Below are 19224 nucleotides of genomic sequence, written 5' to 3'. Positions count from 1 at the left end.
TCGGAGGTCCGTCGCGGGCGCCGGCGCCCTGCCCTGGGCGAGCGGCGCGCCCGGGTCAGCCCTTCGCGCGGGCGGCCAGCCGGGCCTTGCGGGCCGCGAGCCTCTCGTCGAACTTGGCGGCCTCGGTGTCCAGCCCGCCCATGTAGAGTCCCAGCTCCTCCTGCGCCTTCACGCCCTCGGGGCCGAGTCCGTCGATGTCCAGCACCTTCAGGAAGCGCAGCACCGGCTGCAGCACGTCGTCGTGGTGGATCCGCAGGTTGTAGATCTCACCGATCGCCATCTGCGCCGCCGCGCGCTCGAATCCCGGTATCCCGTGCCCCGGCATGCGGAAGTTCACCACGACGTCCCGCACGGCCTGCATCGTCAGGTCCGGCGCGATCTCGAAGGCCGCGCCGAGCAGGTTGCGGTAGAAGACCATGTGCAGGTTCTCGTCGGTGGCGATGCGCGCCAGCATCCGGTCGCAGACCGGGTCGCCCGACTGGTGGCCCGTGTTGCGGTGCGAGATGCGGGTGGCGAGTTCCTGGAAGGCCACGTACGCGACGGAGTGCAGCATGGAGTGGCGGTTGTCGGACTCGAAGCCCTCCGACATGTGCGCCATGCGGAACTGCTCCAGCTTGTCCGGGTCGACGGCGCGCGAGGTCAGCAGGTAGTCGCGCATCACGATGCCGTGCCGGCCCTCCTCCGCGGTCCAGCGGTGCACCCAGGTGCCCCAGGCGCCGTCGCGGCCGAAGAGCGTCGCGATCTCGTGGTGGTAGCTGGGCAGGTTGTCCTCGGTCAGCAGGTTGACGACGAGGGCGGTCCTGCCGACGTCGGTGACCTTGGACTGGCCGGGCTCCCAGCCCTCGCCGTCCTCGAAGAGGCCGGGGAAGTTCCGGCCGTCCGACCACGGCACGTACTCGTGGGGCATCCAGTCCTTGGCGACCTTCAGGTGGCGGTTGAGCTCCTTCTCCACAACCTCCTCCAGCGCGTACAGCAGCCGGGCGTCGGTCCACACTTCCGAACTGCCGAGGTGGGGAGAGGTGATCGTCACGGGGGCTCCTGGGGGCGGGTGGGGGAGGGACGTCATCGAGCGGAACACACGACACCGACGGCAAGGCACTGGCCGGATCACGGCATGCGTCTTACCTACGGCCTCGTAGGTTACGAAACCGTAGGTTAAAGGCGCAGTAAGCCATCGTCCAAGCGCGCGGCCGTGATGTCCCCTTGCACACCGTTATGTATGCAGGTCCCGGAGCCGTACGGAGAGACACGTCACGCAGCCCTCGAGCTTCTCGAACTCGCTGATGTCCACCGGAACCGGCTCATATCCGAGATCGGCGAACAGCTCCGCAGTCTTGGGGGCGCTCGCCGACATCAGCAGTTTTGCGCCACCGAGCAGCACCACATGGGCCCCGGCCTCCTCGGGTACGGGCAGGAACCCCGGGAACAGCGACGGCTGCTCGACCAGCGGTTCGTAGCCGATCACGGTTCCGTCTGGCAGGGCGGTGACCGCCGACTTCAGATGGAGCACGCGCGACACGGGCACGGCGACGACGCGCGCCCCGAGCGGCTCGAAGGCCGCGCGGAGCTGCTGCACCCCGGCCGCGTTGGTGCGCCCGCCGCGCCCCACGTAGACGGTGTCGCCGATCTTGAGCACATCACCACCGTCGAGCGTGCCCGGCTCCCACACCCAGTTCACCGAGCAGCCGAGCCTCGCCACTGCCTCCTCCACCCCGGCCGTCTCCGGGCGGCGGGTCTCGGCGCCGGAGCGGGTGATCAGGGCGACGTTGCGGAACATCACCACGGTGTCCTCGATGAAGACCCCGTCCGGGCAGTCGTCGGCGGGCTCGGCCTCGACCGTCTCCCAGCCGTGCGTACGCAGGGCCTCCCCGTACGCCTTCCACTGGGAGAGCGCCGCCCGGGGATCGACGGTACGGCGCTCGACGTGGGTGACCAGGCCGTCCGCCACGCGGGGGCTCGGGCGTCGGATCAGTGCTCTTCTGCTCGGCACGGGCTCTCCAGGGACCGAATTGGGGGGCGGCAGGGCCATCATGAGCCCCACCTGCCCGTTTCCGTCCCCTCCCACACGGCGTTCCGGGCCCGCACCGCGCCCCCGGCCCGGTCGGGCCGCGGTCGCGCACCGGCCCGGCACGCTCTCCCGGGGCGCCGCCCCCGTCACCCGTTCATCGGGTCATGCCATCGACTTCATGTACCCATCAACCCCTCCCGTACCTCCTCGGCGGTCGTGGGCCGCAGCTCCGCGTCGAGCAGCAGCCAGCGGGTGATCCCCAGCGACTCCAGGAACGTCACGTCGTGGCTCGCCACGATCAGCGCGCCCTCGTACGCCTCCAGGGCCTCGGTGAGCCCGCGCACGCTCGCCATGTCGAGATTGTTGGTCGGCTCGTCCAGCATGAGCAGCTGCGGGGCGGGCTCCGCGAGCAGCAGCGCCGCCAGTGCGGCGCGGAACCGCTCGCCGCCGGAGAGCGTTCCGGCGGGGCGATCGGCCCGTGCCCCCCGGAACAGGAAGCGGGCAAGTCGTGCCCGGATCGCGTTGTCCGTCGCCTGGGGCGCGAACCGGGCGACGTTCTGCACGACGCTCAGCCCCTCGTCGAGCACGTCCAGCCGCTGGGGCAGGAAGCGCAGCGGCACCTCTGCCGTCACCTCGCCCGCGACCGGCTGCAGCTCCCCGGCGATCGTGCGGAGCAGGGTGGTCTTGCCCGCCCCGTTGCGCCCGACGAGGGCGATCCGCTCCGGTCCGCGCAGCTCGAACTCGCCCGCGACACGGGCCCCGTAGCGGAGCTCCACCTCGGACAGCCGCAGGACGCCGCGCCCCGGATGGACCTTGGTGTACGGCAGTTCGACGCGGATCTCGTCGTCGTCCCGCACTGCGTCCACGGCCTCGGCCAGTCGCTCCTTCGCCTCGGTCAGCCGCTCCGTGTGCATGGCGCGGTGCTTGCCCGCCGAGACCTGCGCCGCGCGTTTGCGCGCCCCCATGACGATCTTCGGCTCGCGCTTCTGCTCGAACATCTTCTGCCCGTAGCGCCTGCGGCGGGCCAGTTTGACCTGGGCGTCGGCGAGTTCGCGTTTCTGCCGCTGCACGTCGGCCTCCGCGACGCGGACCATCCGCTCGGCGGCATCCTGCTCGACGGCCAGCGCCGCCTCGTAGGCCGAGTACGCCCCGCCGTACCAGGTCACCTCGCCGTCCCGGAGGTCGGCGATCTGGTCGACCCGCTCCAGCAGTTCGCGGTCGTGGCTGACCACGATCATCACCCCGGACCAGGCCTCCACGGCCTCGTACAGCCGCCCCCGGGCGACCACGTCGAGGTTGTTGGTCGGTTCGTCGAGCAGGAGCACGTCGGGGCGGGCCAGCAACAGCGCCGCGAGCCTGAGCAGCACGCACTCGCCCCCCGACATCTCGCCGACGGTCCGGTCGAGTCCGACGTGCCCGAGCCCCAGCTGGTCGAGCGTGGCACGGGCCCGCTCCTCCACGTCCCAGTCGTCGCCGACCGCGGTGAAGTGCTCCTCCCGTACGTCGCCCGCCTCGATCGCGTGCAGCGCGGTGCGGGTGGCGGCGATCCCGAGGGCCTCGTCCACCCGCAGCCCGGTGTCGAGCACGACGTCCTGCGGGAGATGGCCGACCCGGCCCGCGATCCGCACACGGCCTTCGCCGGGCGTGAGTTCTCCGGCGATCAGCCGGAGCAGTGTGGACTTGCCGGAGCCGTTGAGGCCGATGAGTCCCGTTCTGCCGGGACCCACGGCCAGCTGGAAGTCCTCCAGCACGGGAGTGCCGTCCGGCCAGGAGAAGGACAGCGAGGAGCAGGTCACATAGGTGGGGAAGGTAGACATAAGGGTCTCCCTGTTGCGTGAGAGGAAAGAGGGCAACGGGTGAGACACCGGTCGGACGGCACAAAGGCCCTGGTCCGGGACGGGACGGCTGGTACGCCGAGGTCGCACACGGGCACGCGGGCGGAAAGCGCGCGTGACACGGTGTCTCAGGACCTCAGACGAGTAACGTCCTTCTCCGATCGACGACAACAGGGCCGAGTACGAAGCTACGCCGGGCGGGGGCGGCGGGCAACCGATTTGACGATCGGGGCGGCCGTGGAACCCGGGCGCCCCGATCGTCCTCAACGGGCGTCGCGCATCAACTCGGCCAGGTCCGCGTCCAGGTCCAGGTGGAGGTGCTCCCGGCCGGCGGGTACGAGCCCCTGGGCCCGTTTGAGGAAGCGGCGCAGTTCGGACGTGCGGACGTGCATCATCGCGGTGCCCTCGGGGGCGTGGAACTCCAGGACGGTCCGGTCGTAGCCGTACGGTCGCACACGCACGTCGCCCAGCCCGGCGGGCTCGTCCATGCCCTGCACGAGCAGTTCGCGGGAGAACGCCCAGGACACCTCGGTGCCCTCGAGCGTGGCCGGGGCCGGGAACGACATGCTCACGGCGAAGGGGTCGCGGGGGTCGTAGCGCAGGGTCGCCGGCACGGATTCCATACGTGGCGCGGAGGCGACCAGACGGACCTGCACGGCCTGCTCGATAACGCTGGACAAGGCCCGCTCCCTCACTTCACTGCTGCCGGATGACACTCTTCTGCCACAGGGAAGACGAGCTGACGGCGGAATCCGTGCATCGGTGGGGAGCGTGAGCTGCGTCACCGTACGGGCCGTCACCGCACGGGCCGTCACCGTACGGGCCGGCGTGCGGACCCGCGGATTCCCGCAGGGCGAGGCACCGGATGCCGGGACGACGCTTCCCGCGGATCCCCGATCGTGACCCGGCCGCGGCGTGCGGCGGGGGGAGCCGCTCAGGCGGCGGCTCCGAACCACCGGTTGAGCGGGCCGAGCAGACCCTGCTGGTCCTCCCCGGCCCACGCAACATGGCCGTCCGGCCGCAGCAGTACCGCGGGCGCGTCCGGTCCCCCGCCGGTGTCGACGACGTGGTCGACCCGGTCCGTCCAGCCCGCCACCGAGAGTTGCCCCGTCCGGTCGAGCAGCAGTCCCCGCCCACCGTGCATCAGCTCGTAGAGCCGCCCCTGCTCCAGCTCCACGTCCGGCAGTCGCCGGCCGAGCAGCCCATGGCCCTCGCCGAAGTCGTAGCGGACTCCGACCGCGGTGATCATCTCGGTCAGGTACCGGTTCACCTCCTCGAACTCCATCAGTCTCGAGAACAGCCCCCTGAGCGCGGTCGCACCGGCGTCCGTGCCCAGCAGCGCGATCTGCGCGCGGGTGTTGTCCAGCACGGCGGCGCCCACCGGGTGCCGCTCGGCGTGGTAGCTGTCCAACAGCCCCTTCGGTGCCCAGCCGTTGACCTCGGCGGCCAGCTTCCAGCCGAGGTTGAACGCGTCCTGCACGCCGAGATTGAGCCCCTGCCCGCCGGTCGGCGGATGGATGTGCGCCGCGTCGCCGGCCAGCAGCACCCGGCCGACCCGGTAGCGCTCGGCCTGGCGGGTGGAGTCACCGAACCGCGACAGCCAGCGCGGCGAGTGGGCGCCGAAGTCGGTGCCCGCGAACGCCCGCAGCTGTTTCCTGAACTCCTCGAGGGTGGGGCCCGCCGTACGGTCCTCGGCCACGCCGTCGGCGGGCACGACGACGCGGTACACGCCTTCCTTCCCGTCCACGTCGGGAATGACGCCGAACCGCAGGTGGGTCTTGCGGACCTCCTCGACGGCGGCGGCCACCACGGTCCGGTCCTCGGCCAGTTCCATGTCGCCCAGCAGCGTCTCGACCGTGGCGGGCTCCCCGGGGAACCCGACGCCGAGCAGTTTGCGCACGACGCTCCGGCCGCCGTCGCAGCCGACGAGGTAGCGCGAGCGCAGCCGCGTACCGTCGGCCGCCTCGACGGTCACCCCGTCCCCGTCCTGGACCAGTCCGACCAGTTCGCGGCCGCGCCTGATCTCGGCACCGAGTTCGAGGGCTCGCTCGGTCAGCAGGCGCTCGGTGACCGTCTGCGGGGTGGCGAGGCCGTAGGGGTGCATGGTGTCCAGCCGGTCCGGCCACGGCACGGCCACGCCGGCGAAGGGACCGCCGACCGTGAACCGCTCGCTGACGGCGAGGAACCGGTCAAGCAGACCGCGTTGGGCCATCACCTCGACGCTGCGCACGTGCAGCCCGCGTCCGCGGGACGCGCCGGTCGGCTCGGCCAGCTTCTCGAGGACGACCGTTCGCACCCCGGCCAACCGCAGTTCGCAGGCCAGCATCAGCCCGGTCGGTCCAGCGCCGGCAATGATCACGTCCATCACAGAAGTCTCATTTCCCCAGGTTGCGGCTTCGGCCGCAGATTCTGCGGTACGACCGGGGCCTTGCCGCAAGCCCCGGTGTGCGCTATACGTTGAGAGTGGCAAGGAGCCGGTGACTCCTTGCCCTTTCTTGTTCTCCGTCTTCCGCGGGTTCCCCTGCCCCTCCCGCAGACGGACGCCTCCTCGCGAAGAAGCGGCCGGCCCGACGGGCCGTTCCCCGGACGATCGCCGCCGCCGGGCACGAGGTCTGCGCGACGGTCGGTCAGAAGGCGCTCGGGGGAGGGCTCTTGGGGCCCGTAACGGTGATCGCGGTACGGGAAGGCGCTCTGGACCGGGTGCCGGGCGTCGGCTACGTTCGCGCGCCATGGGACCCAAGGGGAAGTCGAGACGAACGATGTCCGCGGGGTTGAGCGTAATGGCGCTCGCCGCAGTGCTGGGCGCGACCGTTCCGGTGCCCGCGCAGGCGGACGCGCGGCACGCGGAGGACCGGGCACCGCACTGGGAGCTCAAGCAGACCGGGACGGACGTCCGGTTCCGCGGCCTCGCCGCGGTCAGCCGCACCACGGCCTGGCTCGCGGGCTCGAAGGGCACCGTGCTCCGCACCACGGACGGCGGCCGGAGCTGGCGGGACGTCTCACCGCCGGGGGCGGACGAACTGGAGTTCCGCGACGTCGAGGCCTTCGACACCCGCAGGGCCGTCGTGCTGGCCATCGGCGAGGGCGAGGCTTCGCGCGTGCTTCGGACCGAGGACGGGGGAGCGACCTGGGAGGAGTCGTTCCGCAACGCCGACCCGAAGGCGTTCTACGACTGCATCACCTTCTTCGACCCCCGGCACGGGCTGGCGATGAGCGACCCCGTCGACGGCAAGTACCGCATCATCTCCACCCGGGACGGCGGCAGGTCGTGGAAGGTGCTGCCGAGCGCAGGGATGCCGGACGCCCAGCCGGGCGAGGCGGGCTTCGCGGCGAGCGGCCAGTGCCTGGTGAGCTCCGGGCCCAGGGACGTCTGGCTCGCGACCGGCGGCGGCCCCACCGCGCGTGTGCTGCACTCCGCGGACCGCGGGCTGCACTGGACCGCGGCCGAGTCCACGATCCCCGCCGGAGACCCGGCCCGGGGCGTCTTCGCGCTCGCCTTCCGGGACCGCGCGCACGGACTCGCGGTCGGCGGCGACTACCGCACCGGCCAGGCGTCCCCTCGGTCGGGCGCCCTGACGCGGGACGGCGGCCGCAGCTGGCGGCCGTCCGCCACCCCGCCGTCCGCCTACCGCTCAGGGGTGGCCTGGCTGCCGCACAGCCGCAGGGCCGCCCTGGCCGTCGGACCCACGGGCACCGACCTCACCACCGACGCCGGCCGCACCTGGCGCACCGTGGACAACGGCTCGTTCGACACCGTCGACTGCACACCGGACTTCGGCTGCTGGGCGGCGGGGGAGAAGGGACGCGCGGCCCGGCTGGAGTGGTGAGCGCGCATCCGTCGCCCCTCCCGCCGCCCCGGGGCGACGCGGGCCGGTACCGGGAAGCCACCCGGTACCGGCCCGCCCGCCGTCACGTGGAGGGCCGCTCCCGGTAGGGCTCCAGTGCGGGCGCCGTCTTCGTCGCGATGAACTCCGTGATCCGGTACTCGCACACCCCCGCCGTGGTGTAGGGGTCGGACGCCGCGATCCGCTCGGCCCGCTCGCGGTCGACGCCCACCGCGATCAGCACCCCGCCGTCGCGCGGGTTCTTGCGGCCGGAGGCGATCAGGACGCCTTCCTCGTACAGGCCGTCCAGCCAGGCCACATGGGCGTCCTGGTGCTCCTCGACGCGCTCGAGGGGTGCCGTGTAGGTCAATTCCAGTGCGAACATGATCGGCAGATTAGCCGCATGTCCAAGGGCTGTCCCGTCATCACCGGCGGACCGGCGGACCGGCGCGCGGCGTCGGACGGGGTGCACCGCAGGGCGGAGGGGCGCCCTCGTACCGGGCGTACTCGGGCGATCCGACAACGCCGCGAGGTGCCTTGGCCGGCTCGTGCGCCCGCTGGGGACGACGGGACAGCCCTTAGGCTGGGAGTCACCATGACCCTCATCCGGACACCCGCCGACGAGGCCGAGGCCCGAGCCGTGCAGGACGAGCTCAGGACCCGCGTCGTCCTGGACGAACCCGGGCCGCCACCGGGCACCGGCCTCGTCACCGGGGTCGACGTGGCCTACGACGACGAGCACGACGTGGTCGTCGCCGCCGCCGTCGTCCTCGACGCCGCCACCCTCGGCGTCGTCGAGGAGAGCACGGCGGCCGGCCGGGTCGCCTTCCCCTACGTCCCGGGGCTCCTCGCCTTCCGTGAGATCCCGGCGGTGCTCGCCGCACTGGAATCGCTGAAGCACGGACCAGGGCTGGTCGTCTGCGACGGTTACGGCCTCGCCCACCCCCGCCGCTTCGGACTGGCCAGCCATCTCGGCGTGCTGACCGGCCTGCCGGTGATCGGCGTCGCCAAGAACCCGTTCACGTTCACCTACACCCCGCCGGGCGGACGGCGCGGAGACGCCTCGCCACTGCTGGCGGACGACGGCGAGGTGGTGGGGCGGGCGCTGCGCACGCAGAGCGGGGTCAAACCGGTCTTCGTCTCGGTCGGCCACCGCGTCTCGCTCGACAACGCCTGCGCCCACACCCTCGCGCTCTCCCCGGACTTCCGCATCCCCGAGTCCACCCGCCGCGCCGACGCCCTGTGCCGCAGGGCCCTGCGCGAGGCGACGGCCGCCGGCTGACGCGCGCAGGCTGACCGGCCACGCCCGGCCGCGGCTCCCGGAGCCTCACGTCTCCGGTCTCGGCATTGGCCAGCAACACGCCTCAGCCGCGCACGAATTCGAGGAGGTCGGCGTCGAACTGCCCGGCGAACTCGGGGACCATGGACAGGCCGTGGGGAGCGCCCGGGTAGATCTTGTAGACCGCGCCCTTGACGAGTTGCGAGGACTTGTCCCCGGCGGCCACGATCGGCACGATCTGGTCGTCGTCCCCGTGGACGATCAGGGTGGGGACGTCGATCTTCTTGAGGTCCTCGGTGAGGTCGGTCTCGGAGAACGCCTTGATGCAGTCGTGCGCGCCCTTGATGCCGACCGTCATCGACCACAGCCAGAACTCGTCGCGAGTGCCCTGGCTGACGGTCGATCCCTCGCGGTTGGCCCCGTAGAAGGGTGCGCTGAGGTCCTTGTAGTACTGCGAGCGGTCCGTGAGGACGCCTTCCCGGATCCCGTCGAAGACCTCGATCGGCAGGCCCTCGGGGTTTGCTTCCGTCTTGAGCATCAGCGGGGGTATCGCGCCGAGGAGCACGGCCTTGGCGACGCGGCCGGTGCCGTGCCGCCCCATGTACCGCGTGACCTCGCCGCCGCCCGTCGAGTGCCCCACCAGGACGACGTCCCTGAGGTCGAGGGCCTCGATGACCGCTGCCAGGTCGTCGGCGTACGTGTCGAGGTCGTTGCCGTCCCAGGGCTGGCCGGAGCGCCCGCCGCCGCGCCGGTCGTGGGCCACGCCCCGGAACCCGTTGTCCACCATGAGTTTCAGCTGGGGGTCCCAGGCGTCGGCGATGAGCGGCCAGCCGTGGGAGAAGACGACGGGCCGGCCCGATCCCCAGTCCTTGAAGTAGATCTCTGTGCCGTCCTTGGCGTTGGCGAAGGGCATGGTGCGTTCCTTTCGAAGCTCGTCACTCGTCCGGAACCGCGGGATCGAGTGGAGTTCCGGACGTCCGGCCGGAGACGTGTCACGCCGCGGAACCGGAAGTGGACGCACGGGGAGGGCGACGGAGAGGTCGGCAGCGGAGGGCGACCGGAAAGAGCACGTCGTTCAACAACGCTACCCGAGAGGCCGAGGCTCAGCGCGTCGGCCGGAACGCGTACGGAGCCGTGCTCAGCGCGCGTCCGCGACCCGGAAGACGATGCCCGCGGCCCGCAGCCGGGCCAGCAGGGCGTCGCCCATCGCGACGGCCGTGGTGACCTGACCCGCGGTGGCGGGGAGTTCGTCCAGGGCGAGGCTGAGCGCCGACTCCGCGAGCATCTTCGCCGTCTCGCCGTAGCCGGGGTCCCCGCCCGAGACCTCCGTGAAGACCCGGCGGCCGCCGCCCTCGCCGACGAATCGGACCCGGAACCAGCTGCGCTCGCGCTGTTCGGCGCTGGGTCCGCGGCCGGGCTCGTAACGGTGCATCAGCCACTCGCGGGCGGGCCCTGCCTGGGCGAGCGCGGCGAGGGCGCCGAGCGCGACGGGGCCGCCGAGGGCCATCGGGAGCGTTCTGACCGAGGCGTAGTGCCGGTACCGGAAGTCGGGACCGTACCGCTCCAGGCCCGCGGCGGAGCGCGCCACGATCCCGGGGTCGAGCGTCGGCAGCGGGAGCGCCCAGGCCCCGGTCTCCCTGCTGAAGCGGGGCGCCCCGAGCGGTGCCCTGGCGCGGCGGCCCATGAGCCGCGGCTCATGGAGCCTGCGCTCCCGGGCCGCGCGCGCGGCCTGCCGCTGCCGGCCCATCGCCGTGAGCGCGGAGGCGAACGTCCCGCCGGAGAAGATCCCGCCGGCCCGGACGAAGCCGTCGACGCGCAGCGGCACGTCCTGCGGCAGCTGCCGAACCGTGAAGTAGACGCCCAGATCGTGCGGCACCGAGTCGAAGCCGCAGGCGTGCACCAGCCGGGCACCCGTCTCACGGGCCCGTGCGTCGTGCCGTACGTATACGGAGTCGACGAACTCCGGCTCACCGGTGAGGTCGGCGTAGTCCGTCCCGGCGTCCGCGCAGGCGGCCACCAGCGGCTCGCCGTACCAGACGTAGGGGCCGACCGTCGTCGCCACTACGCGCGTGGACTCGGCGAGCGCGCGCAGCGAGTCCGGGTCGTCGGCGTCCGCGACGAGGAGCGGCAGTCCGGCGCAGGCCGGGTTGATCGCCGTGAGCCGTTCACGCAACCGCGCCAGCCGCGCCTCGCTGCGACCGGCCACGGCCCAGCGGCACCCCTCGGGGGCGTGTGCGGCCAGGTACTCCGCGGTGAGGGTGCCGACGAATCCGGTCGCGCCGAAGAGCACGATGTCGTACGGCCGCTCCGGCCCGCTCTGCCTGTTCACTGGCCCTCCACCCCGTTGTGGGTCCTGTCCCGCGCCGTTCGTCGCCGGCCGAGGCTAGCGTGAGACCGAACGACGCGCTCCACCGGGAGCACGGGATGACGGCACCACCGGGAAGCGCCCCGGCGAAATGGGAGAAGGTGCGGTCCTTTGCCCTGGGCCTGCCCCGGGGGGCGGGGGAGGAGTCCCCCGCGAGACACGGTCGTCAAGGTGAACATGAAGACTTCGTCTTCATGGGTGTCACCGACGGCAGCCGTCCCTGGGAGTGAGGGTGACGCCGGCCCCGGCGCGGGCGGCGCCGGGGGCCACGGCCCGCGCGAGCTCACGCACGTCCGGGAGCCCGTCCCCGGATCGAGTCCCCGGCCGGCCCGAAGGCGGAGCAGCGACCCGACGGGGTACCGCGTCAGCGGTAGTCGTCCGGGTGGTCCTGCATCCAGGTGTTGATCCGGTCGCGGGTCCCCACCAGTTCGTCCTGGTGGGCCTTGAGGTTCGCGTACGAGCGGTCGGTGCCGATCGCCGCGCGGAGACCGGCGATCCATTCGATCGGCTCCGGGAAATGGCCGGGGCCCTTGGGGTCGGCCTTCATGGCCCGGTCGAGCCGTTCCAGTTCGTCGTGGACACGGCCGAGGAAGTACGCGCACTGCCCCTCCGTCGTGCAGCCGTCGTTGAGCGTGGCCTGGAGACCTGCGAAGGCGTCACGGACCTTCTCGGGCGGCGGTGTGGCCCAGGCCGACGGGGGTGTGGTGTCCTCGGGCGCCGCCGTCGCGGAGGGTTGCGGCGTGGCCTCCGTGACGGCCGCGGCCGCTCCGGCACCTGCCGTGGGGCTTCCCCCGGTCTCCGGCGGGCCGCCGCCGGCGGAGGAGCACGCGACCAGGAGTGCCGCCGGAAGTGCGACGAGCGCTGAGGCACGGACGCGGCGGGGTATACGCATGGAGTCTCCGATCCTTGGATCCGACGACGGACCCTATCGCCGACGGAGGACGACCAAGCGCTTGCTCGCCTCAGGGGCTTGTGCGGAGTGGAACGCGTTCTTAACATCACTGATGTTACATCAGTTGTGTCATAGTGCTGGGGGCTTCATGGCAGCGACAGGGAACGGCCCGCCGGGCGGCCCGCTGGCCGGTGTGCGCGTGGTCGAACTGGCCGGCATCGGGCCCGGTCCGTTCGCCGCCATGCTGCTCGCCGACCTGGGTGCCGACGTCGTACGCGTCGACCGGCCCGGCGGCTCGGGGCTCGCGATCGACCCCGCCCACGACCTCACGAACCGGAACAAGCGGTCCGTACTCATCGACCTCAAGGCCGAGGGAGGCGCCGAGCGGGTCCTCGACCTCGTCGAGCGCGCGGACGTGCTCATCGAGGGCTACCGCCCCGGGGTGGCCGAGCGGCTCGGGGTCGGGCCCGAGGAATGCCACGCACGCAATCCCCGGCTGGTCTACGGCCGGATGACCGGCTGGGGCCAGGAGGGACCGCTCGCCCAGCGCGCCGGCCACGACATCGCCTACATCGCGATCACCGGCACCCTGGGCATGATCGGGAAGGCGGACGAGGCGCCCGCGGTCCCCGCGAACCTCGTCGGCGACTACGCGGGCGGCTCGCTGTACCTCGTCATCGGCGTCCTGGCCGCACTGCGGCACGCCCGCACCCCCGGCGGCACCGGCCAGGTCGTGGACGCGGCGATCGTCGACGGCGCCGCGCACCTCGCCACGATGATCCACGGGATGATGGCCGCGGGCGGCTGGCAGGACCGCCGGGGTGCGAACCTCCTCGACGGCGGCTGCCCCTTCTACGGCAACTACGAGACCGCCGACGGCCGGTACATGGCGGTCGGGGCGCTCGAGCAGCAGTTCTACGACGAGTTCATCAGGCTGCTGGGCATCGAGGGCCAGGCTCCCGCCCGCAAGGACTACGCGCGCTGGGGAGAACTCCGGGCAGCCGTCGCCGAGCGCTTCCGGACGAGGACGCGGGACGAGTGGACCGCGGTCTTCGAGGGCTCGGACGCCTGCGTGGCGCCGGTGCTCTCGCTGCGCGAGGCTCCAGGACACCCGCACCTGGTGGCGCGCGGAACCTTCACCGACGACGGCGGGATCACCCAGCCGGCCCCGGCCCCCCGCTTCTCCGTCACTCCGGGCGCCGTCCGCCGCCCACCCGCCCAGCCCGGCGCCGACACCGAGGAGATCGCCCGTGACTGGGGCGTTCCCGGCATCCTGGGCGCCGACGTGACCCGACCCGACCCGACCGCAGCCGGCTCGAAGGGGCTCCAGGCATGAAACGACAGATCTTCGACGCCGAGCACGACGCGTTCCGGGAGACCGTGCGCACCTTCATCGGCAAGGAGGTGCTGCCCCACTACGACCAGTGGGAGAAGGACGGCATCGTCTCGCGCGACGCCTGGCTGGCGGCCGGCCGCCAGGGCCTGCTGGGACTGGCCGTTCCCGAGGAGTACGGCGGCGGGGGGAACACCGACTTCCGCTACAGCGCCGTACTCGCCGAGGAGTTCACCCGGGCCGGGGCCCCGGGCCTCGCGATCGGGCTGCACAATGACATCATCGGCCCCTACCTCACCTCCCTCGCGACCGAGGAGCAGAAGCGGCGCTGGCTGCCCGGATTCTGCAGTGGCGAGATCATCACCGCCATCGCGATGACCGAGCCCGGCGCCGGCTCCGACCTCCAGGGCATCCGCACCACCGCCGAGGACCGCGGTGACCACTGGCTGCTCAACGGGTCAAAGACGTTCATCTCCAACGGCATCCTCGCCGACCTGGTGGTCGTCGTCGCAAGGACCACGCCCGAGGGGGGTGCCAAGGGGCTCTCGCTGCTGGTCGTCGAGCGGGGCACGGAGGGCTTCGAACGCGGCCGCAACCTCGACAAGATCGGCCAGAAGGCGCAGGACACGGCGGAGCTGTTCTTCGACGACGTGCGGGTCCCGAAGCAGAACCTCCTCGGGCAGCTCAACGGCGCTTTCGCCCACCTGATGACCAACCTGGCCCAGGAGCGGCTGAACATCGCGGTCGCCGGCATCGCCGCGGCCGAGTACCTGCTGGAGATCACGACGCGGTACGTGAAGGAGCGCGAGGCGTTCGGCCGTCCGCTGGCGAAGCTCCAGCACGTCCGCTTCGAGATAGCCGAGATGGCCACCGAGTGCGCCGTCACCCGGACGTTCCTCGACCGCTGCATCGCCGACCACTCCGACGGGCAGCTCGACGCTGTGCACGCGTCGATGGCCAAATGGTGGGCGACGGAGCTGCAGAAGCGGGTCGCCGACCGCTGTCTGCAGCTGCACGGCGGCTACGGCTACATGACCGAGTACCGGGTGGCCAGGGCCTTCACGGACGGTCGGATCCAGACGATCTACGGTGGCACCACCGAGATCATGAAGGAGATCGTCGGCCGCGCACTGCTCTCCTGACCGGCCGCTCTCCCGACCGGCCGGCGGACGTTCCCTCCCGGGCCGTCCCGGGCAACGGCCGCCCGCCGTCCGCCCCCGGACCTCCCGCTGCCTCACCCCTCGACCCTCACCCATGATGCGAAAGGCTCTGTTGTGAGTACCGAAGCGTACGTGTACGACGCGATCCGCACCCCGCGCGGCCGCGGCAAGGCCAACGGCGCCCTGCACGGCACCAAGCCGATCGACCTCGTCGTCGGCCTGATCCACGAGATCCGCTCCCGCTTCCCGGGGCTCGACCCCGCCGCGATCGACGACATCGTGCTCGGCGTCGTGGGCCCGGTCGGTGACCAGGGCTCGGACATCGCCCGGATCTCCGCCATCGCCGCCGGACTGCCCGACACCGTCGCCGGTGTCCAGGAGAACCGCTTCTGCGCCTCGGGCCTGGAGGCCGTCAACATGGCGGCGATGAAGGTCCGCTCGGGCTGGGAGGACCTGGTGCTGGCGGGCGGCGTCGAGTCGATGTCGCGCGTGCCGATGGCGTCCGACGGCGGCGCCTGGTTCGCCGACCCGATGACCAACTTCGACACCCACTTCGTGCCGCAGGGCATCGGCGCCGACCTGATCGCCACCATCGAGGGCTTCTCCCGGCGGGACGTGGACGAGTACGCGGCCCTGTCCCAGGAGCGTGCGGCGGCAGCCTGGAAGGACGGCCGCTTCGACCGCTCCGTCGTCCCGGTGAAGGACCGCAACGGTCTCGTCGTCCTCGACCACGACGAGCACATGCGTCCCGGCACCACCGCGGACTCCCTGGCAGCACTCAAGCCCTCGTTCGCGGGAATCGGGGACATGGGCGGCTTCGACGCCGTCGCGCTCCAGACGTACCACTGGGTGGAGAAGATCGACCACGTCCACCACGCGGGCAACTCCTCGGGCATCGTCGACGGGGCCTCGCTCGTGGCCGTCGGCTCCAAGGAGGTCGGCGAGCGGTACGGCCTCCGGCCCCGTGCCCGGATCGTCTCCGCCGCGGTCTCCGGATCCGAGCCCACCATCATGCTCACCGGTCCCGCGCCCGCCACCCGCAAGGCACTCGTCAGGGCCGGGCTGACGATCGACGACATCGACCTGGTCGAGATCAACGAGGCGTTCGCCGCCGTCGTCCTGCGCTTCGTGAAGGACATGGGGCTCTCCCTCGACAAGGTCAACGTCAACGGCGGAGCCATCGCGCTGGGCCACCCGCTCGGCGCCACCGGCGCGATGATCCTCGGCAGCCTCATCGACGAACTGGAGCGCCAGGACAAGCGGTACGGCCTCGCCACCCTCTGCGTCGGCGGCGGCATGGGCATCGCCACGATCGTCGAACGCATCTGACCCCTCGTCCCTCCCGCCCCTTCCCCCGTACGGAGAAGCAGCAATGACCGCAACGCCGACGAGCACCACCATCCGCTGGGAGCAGGACGAGACCGGGATCGTCACCCTCGTCCTGGACGACCCGGACCAGTCCGCCAACACCATGAACCAGGCCTTCCGCGCATCGATCGCCGCGATCGCCGATCGCGCCGAGGCCGAGAAGGACTCCATCCGCGGCATCGTCCTCACCTCCGCGAAGAAGACCTTCTTCGCGGGCGGCGACCTCAAGGACATGATCAAGGTCGGCCCCGAACACGCCCAGCAGGCGTTCGACATGGGCATGGGCATCAAGCGTGCGCTGCGCCGCATCGAGACCCTGGGCAAGCCCGTCGTCGCCGCCATCAACGGCGCCGCGCTCGGCGGCGGTTACGAGATCGCCCTCGCCTGCCACCACCGCATCGCCCTCGACGCCCCCGGCTCCAAGATCGGCCTGCCGGAGGTCACGCTCGGACTGCTGCCCGCCGGCGGCGGCGTCACCCGCACCGTGCGGCTCATGGGCATCGCCGACGCTCTGCTCAAGGTCCTCCTGCAGGGCACCCAGTACTCCCCGCAGCGCGCGCTCGAGAACGGCCTCGTCCACGAAGTGGCCGCCACGCCCGAGGAGATGCTGGCCAAGGCGCACGCCTTCATCGAGGCCCATCCCGAGTCCCGGCAGCCCTGGGACGTCAAGGGCTACCGGATCCCCGGCGGCACGCCGTCGAACCCGAAGTTCGCCGCGAATCTGCCCGCCTTCCCCGCCAACCTCAAGAAGCAGCTGAACGGCGCGCCGTTCCCGGCGCCGCGCAACATCCTCGCGGCCGCGGTCGAGGGCTCGCAGGTGGACTTCGAGACCGCCCAGGTCATCGAGGCGCGGTACTTCACCGAGCTGCTCACCGGCCAGACCGCCAAGAACATGATCCAGGCGTTCTTCTTCGACCTCCAGGCGGTGAACTCCGGCGCGAACCGCCCCAAGGGCATCGAGCGGCGCAAGGTCCGCAAGGTCGCCGTCCTCGGTGCCGGGATGATGGGCGCGGGCATCGCGTACTCCTGCGCCCGGGCCGGTATCGAGGTGGTCCTCAAGGACGTCAACGCCGACGCAGCCGAACGGGGCAAGGCGTACTCCGAGAAACTGCTGGACAAGGCGCTGAGCCGGGGTCGCACGACCGAGGCCAAGCGCGCCGAACTGCTCGCCCGGATCACTCCGACGGCGGACCCCGCGGACCTCGCGGGCTGCGACGCCGTCATCGAGGCCGTCTTCGAGGACCCGGCGCTCAAGCACAAGGTGTTCCAGGAGATCCAGCACGTGGTCGAGCCGGACGCGCTGCTGTGCTCCAACACCTCGACCCTGCCGATCACGCTGCTCGCCGAGGGAGTCGAGCGTCCCGTCGACTTCATCGGTCTGCACTTCTTCTCGCCCGTGGACAAGATGCCGCTGGTCGAGATCATCAAGGGTGAGCGCACCGGTGAGGAGGCGCTGGCACGCGCCTTCGACCTGGTCCGCCAGATCAACAAGACCCCGATCGTCGTGAACGACTCCCGCGGGTTCTTCACCTCGCGCGTGATCGGGCAGTTCATCAACGAGGGCGTGGCGATGGTCGGCGAGGGCGTCGAGCCCGCGTCGGTCGAGCAGGCCGCGGCCCAGGCCGGGTACCCGGCGAAGGTCCTCTCGCTGATGGACGAACTCACGCTCACCCTCCCGCGCAGGATCCGGGGCGAGACGCGGCGGGCCGTGGAGGAGGCCGGCGGTACGTGGACCCCGCACCCGGCGGACGCGGTCATCGACCGGCTGGTCGACGACTTCGGGCGCACGGGCCGCAGCGGCGGCGCGGGCTTCTACGACTACGTGGACGGCAAGCGTGCCGGGCTGTGGCCGGGACTGCGCGAGCACTTCGCGAAGCCCGGCGCGCACGTCCCGTTCGAGGACATGAAGGAGCGCATGCTGTTCTCCGAGGCGCTGGACACCGTCCGTTGCCTGGAGGAGGGCGTGCTGACGTCCGTGGCCGACGCCAACATCGGGTCCATCATGGGCATCGGCTTCCCCGCGTGGACGGGCGGCGTCCTGCAGTACATCAACGGCTACGAGGGCCGAGACGGGGTGGGCGACGGCCTGCCCGGTTTCGTCGCCCGGGCGCGCGAGCTGGCGCAGGCGTACGGCGAGCGCTTCGAACCGCCTGCGCTGCTGGTGGAGAAGGCGGCGCGGGGCGAGGTCTTCGCCGACGCGTGACAACCGCTGCGGCTCCCGGCCGGTCCGGGCTCCCGGTCCGGCCGGGTGCGGGCGGGTGAGGCGCGGCCGGACCGGGGCGCGTGGGCGGATGCCGCCGGCGACGCGGCGGCCGGTCGCGCACTCGTGCGGGGGTTACGGCACGAGGTCCGGCCGGCGCCGTGCGCGACTGCGGCCGGGCGTCGTACCACCGGGTTCGGGACCGCGCATGGTGCGCGGAGTTGCGGATCGCGGATGCCCGGCGAAGACTGGCACGTATGCCGCCTGTGCACCGTTGAGCCGGGAGCTCCGGTGCTGCCGGTACGATCCCCGGCCCCTGGCAGGCCGCTCCGCGCAGGTCGAAGCGCACTTGGAGCCGTGATGGCCGAAACCGCCCGCCGACGCATCCGCCGCCTCGTCGGAGCATCCTGTCTGGCCACGGTGCTCGCCGTACCGGCGGGCGTGGCCGGCGCTGCGACGGCGTCCCCCGCCCTTTCCCAGGGGGCGGCCGAGGCGCGGGCTCAGCCTGAGCCTCCGCCTCCGCCACCTGAGCCTCCGCCTCCGCCACCTGAGCCCCCGCCACCGCCACCTGAGCCTCCGCCTCCGCCTCCCGAGCCCCCGCCTCCGCCTCCCGAGCCCCCGCCTGACCGGCAGACACCCCCGCCCCAGGACCAGTCTCCTCGTCCGCCGCAGGACCAGCCGACGCCCCCGCCGCAGGAGCCCACGCAGGACACCGAGGACCCGGCGCAACAGAGGGAAGAACTGCGGCGGCTGACACCGCAACTCAAGGATGACGTGGCCGAGCTGACGAAGCGGCAGGACGTTCCCCCGGAGCTGGGAGAGGCCGTCGACCAGTTGCCGTCGACACTGCGGATGGTGGAGGACCCGAGGACGCCGGTGCAGGATCGGGCCGTGCTCGCCCAGAGCGTGCGGCAGTTGACCCTCACGCTGCGGCTGATCGAGGACCCCGGGACGTCGCCG

The 19224-nt window shown here is 72.0% G+C and carries 15 protein-coding genes and 1 pseudogene; 7 read left to right on the top strand and 9 right to left on the bottom strand.

Going from position 1 to position 19224, the window contains the following annotated elements; genetic code table 11:
* Positions 1-55: 55 nt before the first annotated feature.
* From AB0J10_RS18505 to rox, 5 genes are all read right to left on the bottom strand, one after another.
* Positions 56-1030, bottom strand: a complete 975-nt coding sequence (locus AB0J10_RS18505; protein WP_363062785.1) for an acyl-ACP desaturase — start codon at positions 1028-1030, stop codon at positions 56-58.
* A 183-nt stretch (positions 1031-1213) separates the two neighbouring features.
* Positions 1214-1990 carry a dimethylargininase gene (ddaH, locus tag AB0J10_RS18500; RefSeq protein WP_363062783.1) on the bottom strand — a complete coding sequence of 259 codons (777 nt, stop codon included), beginning with the start codon at positions 1988-1990 and terminating at the stop codon, positions 1214-1216.
* 194 nt (positions 1991-2184) lie between these two features.
* On the bottom strand, positions 2185-3825 hold the full coding sequence (locus AB0J10_RS18495; protein ID WP_363062781.1) for an ABC-F family ATP-binding cassette domain-containing protein: 1641 nt from the start codon (positions 3823-3825) through the stop codon (positions 2185-2187).
* Between the two features lie 281 nt (positions 3826-4106).
* Positions 4107-4523 (bottom strand): SsgA family sporulation/cell division regulator, encoded by a 417-nt coding sequence (locus tag AB0J10_RS18490; RefSeq protein ID WP_363062779.1) that lies wholly within the window; start codon positions 4521-4523, stop codon positions 4107-4109.
* A 254-nt stretch (positions 4524-4777) separates the two neighbouring features.
* Positions 4778-6211: a rifampin monooxygenase gene (gene rox, locus AB0J10_RS18485; protein ID WP_363062777.1), complete on the bottom strand. Its 1434-nt coding sequence runs from the start codon at positions 6209-6211 to the stop codon at positions 4778-4780.
* Between the two features lie 391 nt (positions 6212-6602).
* Between rox and AB0J10_RS18480 the strand changes: the two genes are divergently transcribed.
* On the top strand, positions 6603-7670 hold the full coding sequence (locus tag AB0J10_RS18480; protein WP_363062813.1) for a YCF48-related protein: 1068 nt from the start codon (positions 6603-6605) through the stop codon (positions 7668-7670).
* A gap of 82 nt (positions 7671-7752) precedes the next feature.
* Here AB0J10_RS18480 and AB0J10_RS18475 read toward each other — a convergent pair whose 3' ends face one another.
* Positions 7753-8052, bottom strand: a complete 300-nt coding sequence (locus AB0J10_RS18475) for a YciI family protein (RefSeq protein ID WP_363062775.1) — start codon at positions 8050-8052, stop codon at positions 7753-7755.
* A 210-nt stretch (positions 8053-8262) separates the two neighbouring features.
* Between AB0J10_RS18475 and AB0J10_RS18470 the strand changes: the two genes are divergently transcribed.
* On the top strand, positions 8263-8949 hold the full coding sequence (locus tag AB0J10_RS18470; protein WP_363062773.1) for an endonuclease V: 687 nt from the start codon (positions 8263-8265) through the stop codon (positions 8947-8949).
* Between the two features lie 82 nt (positions 8950-9031).
* On the opposite strand, the gene AB0J10_RS18465 is transcribed toward AB0J10_RS18470, so the two are convergent.
* The 3 genes from AB0J10_RS18465 to AB0J10_RS18455 form a co-directional block, all read right to left on the bottom strand.
* Entirely contained in the window at positions 9032-9859 is an 828-nt protein-coding gene (locus AB0J10_RS18465) for an alpha/beta hydrolase (RefSeq protein ID WP_363062771.1), read from the bottom strand.
* Between the two features lie 225 nt (positions 9860-10084).
* The gene (locus AB0J10_RS18460; protein ID WP_363062769.1) at positions 10085-11275 is read right to left on the bottom strand and encodes a saccharopine dehydrogenase NADP-binding domain-containing protein; all 1191 of its coding nucleotides are present in this window, start codon (positions 11273-11275) and stop codon (positions 10085-10087) included.
* A 400-nt stretch (positions 11276-11675) separates the two neighbouring features.
* Positions 11676-12203, bottom strand: a complete 528-nt coding sequence (locus tag AB0J10_RS18455; RefSeq protein ID WP_363062767.1) for a hypothetical protein — start codon at positions 12201-12203, stop codon at positions 11676-11678.
* A 148-nt stretch (positions 12204-12351) separates the two neighbouring features.
* Here AB0J10_RS18455 and AB0J10_RS18450 point away from each other — a divergent pair, with 148 nt between their 5' ends.
* The 5 genes and pseudogenes from AB0J10_RS18450 to AB0J10_RS18430 all read left to right on the top strand — a co-directional run.
* A complete protein-coding gene (locus AB0J10_RS18450; protein ID WP_363062765.1) occupies positions 12352-13539 on the top strand; it encodes a CaiB/BaiF CoA-transferase family protein in 1188 nt (395 codons plus the stop codon).
* Positions 13536-14678, top strand: coding sequence for an acyl-CoA dehydrogenase family protein (locus AB0J10_RS18445; protein WP_363062763.1), 1143 nt, complete (start codon positions 13536-13538; stop codon positions 14676-14678). The genes AB0J10_RS18450 and AB0J10_RS18445 overlap by 4 nt, the downstream gene beginning before the upstream one ends.
* Before the next feature lie 132 nt (positions 14679-14810).
* Positions 14811-16025, top strand: coding sequence for an acetyl-CoA C-acetyltransferase (locus AB0J10_RS18440; RefSeq protein ID WP_138052072.1), 1215 nt, complete (start codon positions 14811-14813; stop codon positions 16023-16025).
* Positions 16026-16068: 43 nt separating this feature from the next.
* Positions 16069-18267 (top strand): 3-hydroxyacyl-CoA dehydrogenase NAD-binding domain-containing protein, encoded by a 2199-nt coding sequence (locus tag AB0J10_RS18435; RefSeq protein ID WP_363062761.1) that lies wholly within the window; start codon positions 16069-16071, stop codon positions 18265-18267.
* A gap of 771 nt (positions 18268-19038) precedes the next feature.
* Positions 19039-19224: pseudogene (locus AB0J10_RS18430) on the top strand (hypothetical protein); the annotation flags it as partial.

It is taken from the genome of Streptomyces sp. NPDC049887 (assembly GCF_040656535.1).
In the GTDB taxonomy this organism is placed as follows: Bacteria; Actinomycetota; Actinomycetes; order Streptomycetales; family Streptomycetaceae; genus Streptomyces.
This window is presented reverse-complemented; position numbering and strand designations above follow the sequence as displayed.

Excerpts from the sequence above, each read along its gene's own strand:
- AB0J10_RS18495 (WP_363062781.1), bottom strand. The coding sequence starts at position 3,825 with ATGTCTACCTTCCCCACCTATGTGACCTGCTCCTCGCTGTCCTTCTCC.
- AB0J10_RS18480 (WP_363062813.1), top strand. The coding sequence starts at position 6,603 with ATGTCCGCGGGGTTGAGCGTAATGGCGCTCGCCGCAGTGCTGGGCGCG.
- AB0J10_RS18475 (WP_363062775.1), bottom strand. The coding sequence starts at position 8,052 with ATGTTCGCACTGGAATTGACCTACACGGCACCCCTCGAGCGCGTCGAG.
- AB0J10_RS18470 (WP_363062773.1), top strand. The coding sequence starts at position 8,263 with ATGACCCTCATCCGGACACCCGCCGACGAGGCCGAGGCCCGAGCCGTG.
- AB0J10_RS18465 (WP_363062771.1), bottom strand. The coding sequence starts at position 9,859 with ATGCCCTTCGCCAACGCCAAGGACGGCACAGAGATCTACTTCAAGGAC.
- AB0J10_RS18455 (WP_363062767.1), bottom strand. The coding sequence starts at position 12,203 with ATGCGTATACCCCGCCGCGTCCGTGCCTCAGCGCTCGTCGCACTTCCG.
- AB0J10_RS18450 (WP_363062765.1), top strand. The coding sequence starts at position 12,352 with ATGGCAGCGACAGGGAACGGCCCGCCGGGCGGCCCGCTGGCCGGTGTG.
- AB0J10_RS18445 (WP_363062763.1), top strand. The coding sequence starts at position 13,536 with ATGAAACGACAGATCTTCGACGCCGAGCACGACGCGTTCCGGGAGACC.
- AB0J10_RS18435 (WP_363062761.1), top strand. The coding sequence starts at position 16,069 with ATGACCGCAACGCCGACGAGCACCACCATCCGCTGGGAGCAGGACGAG.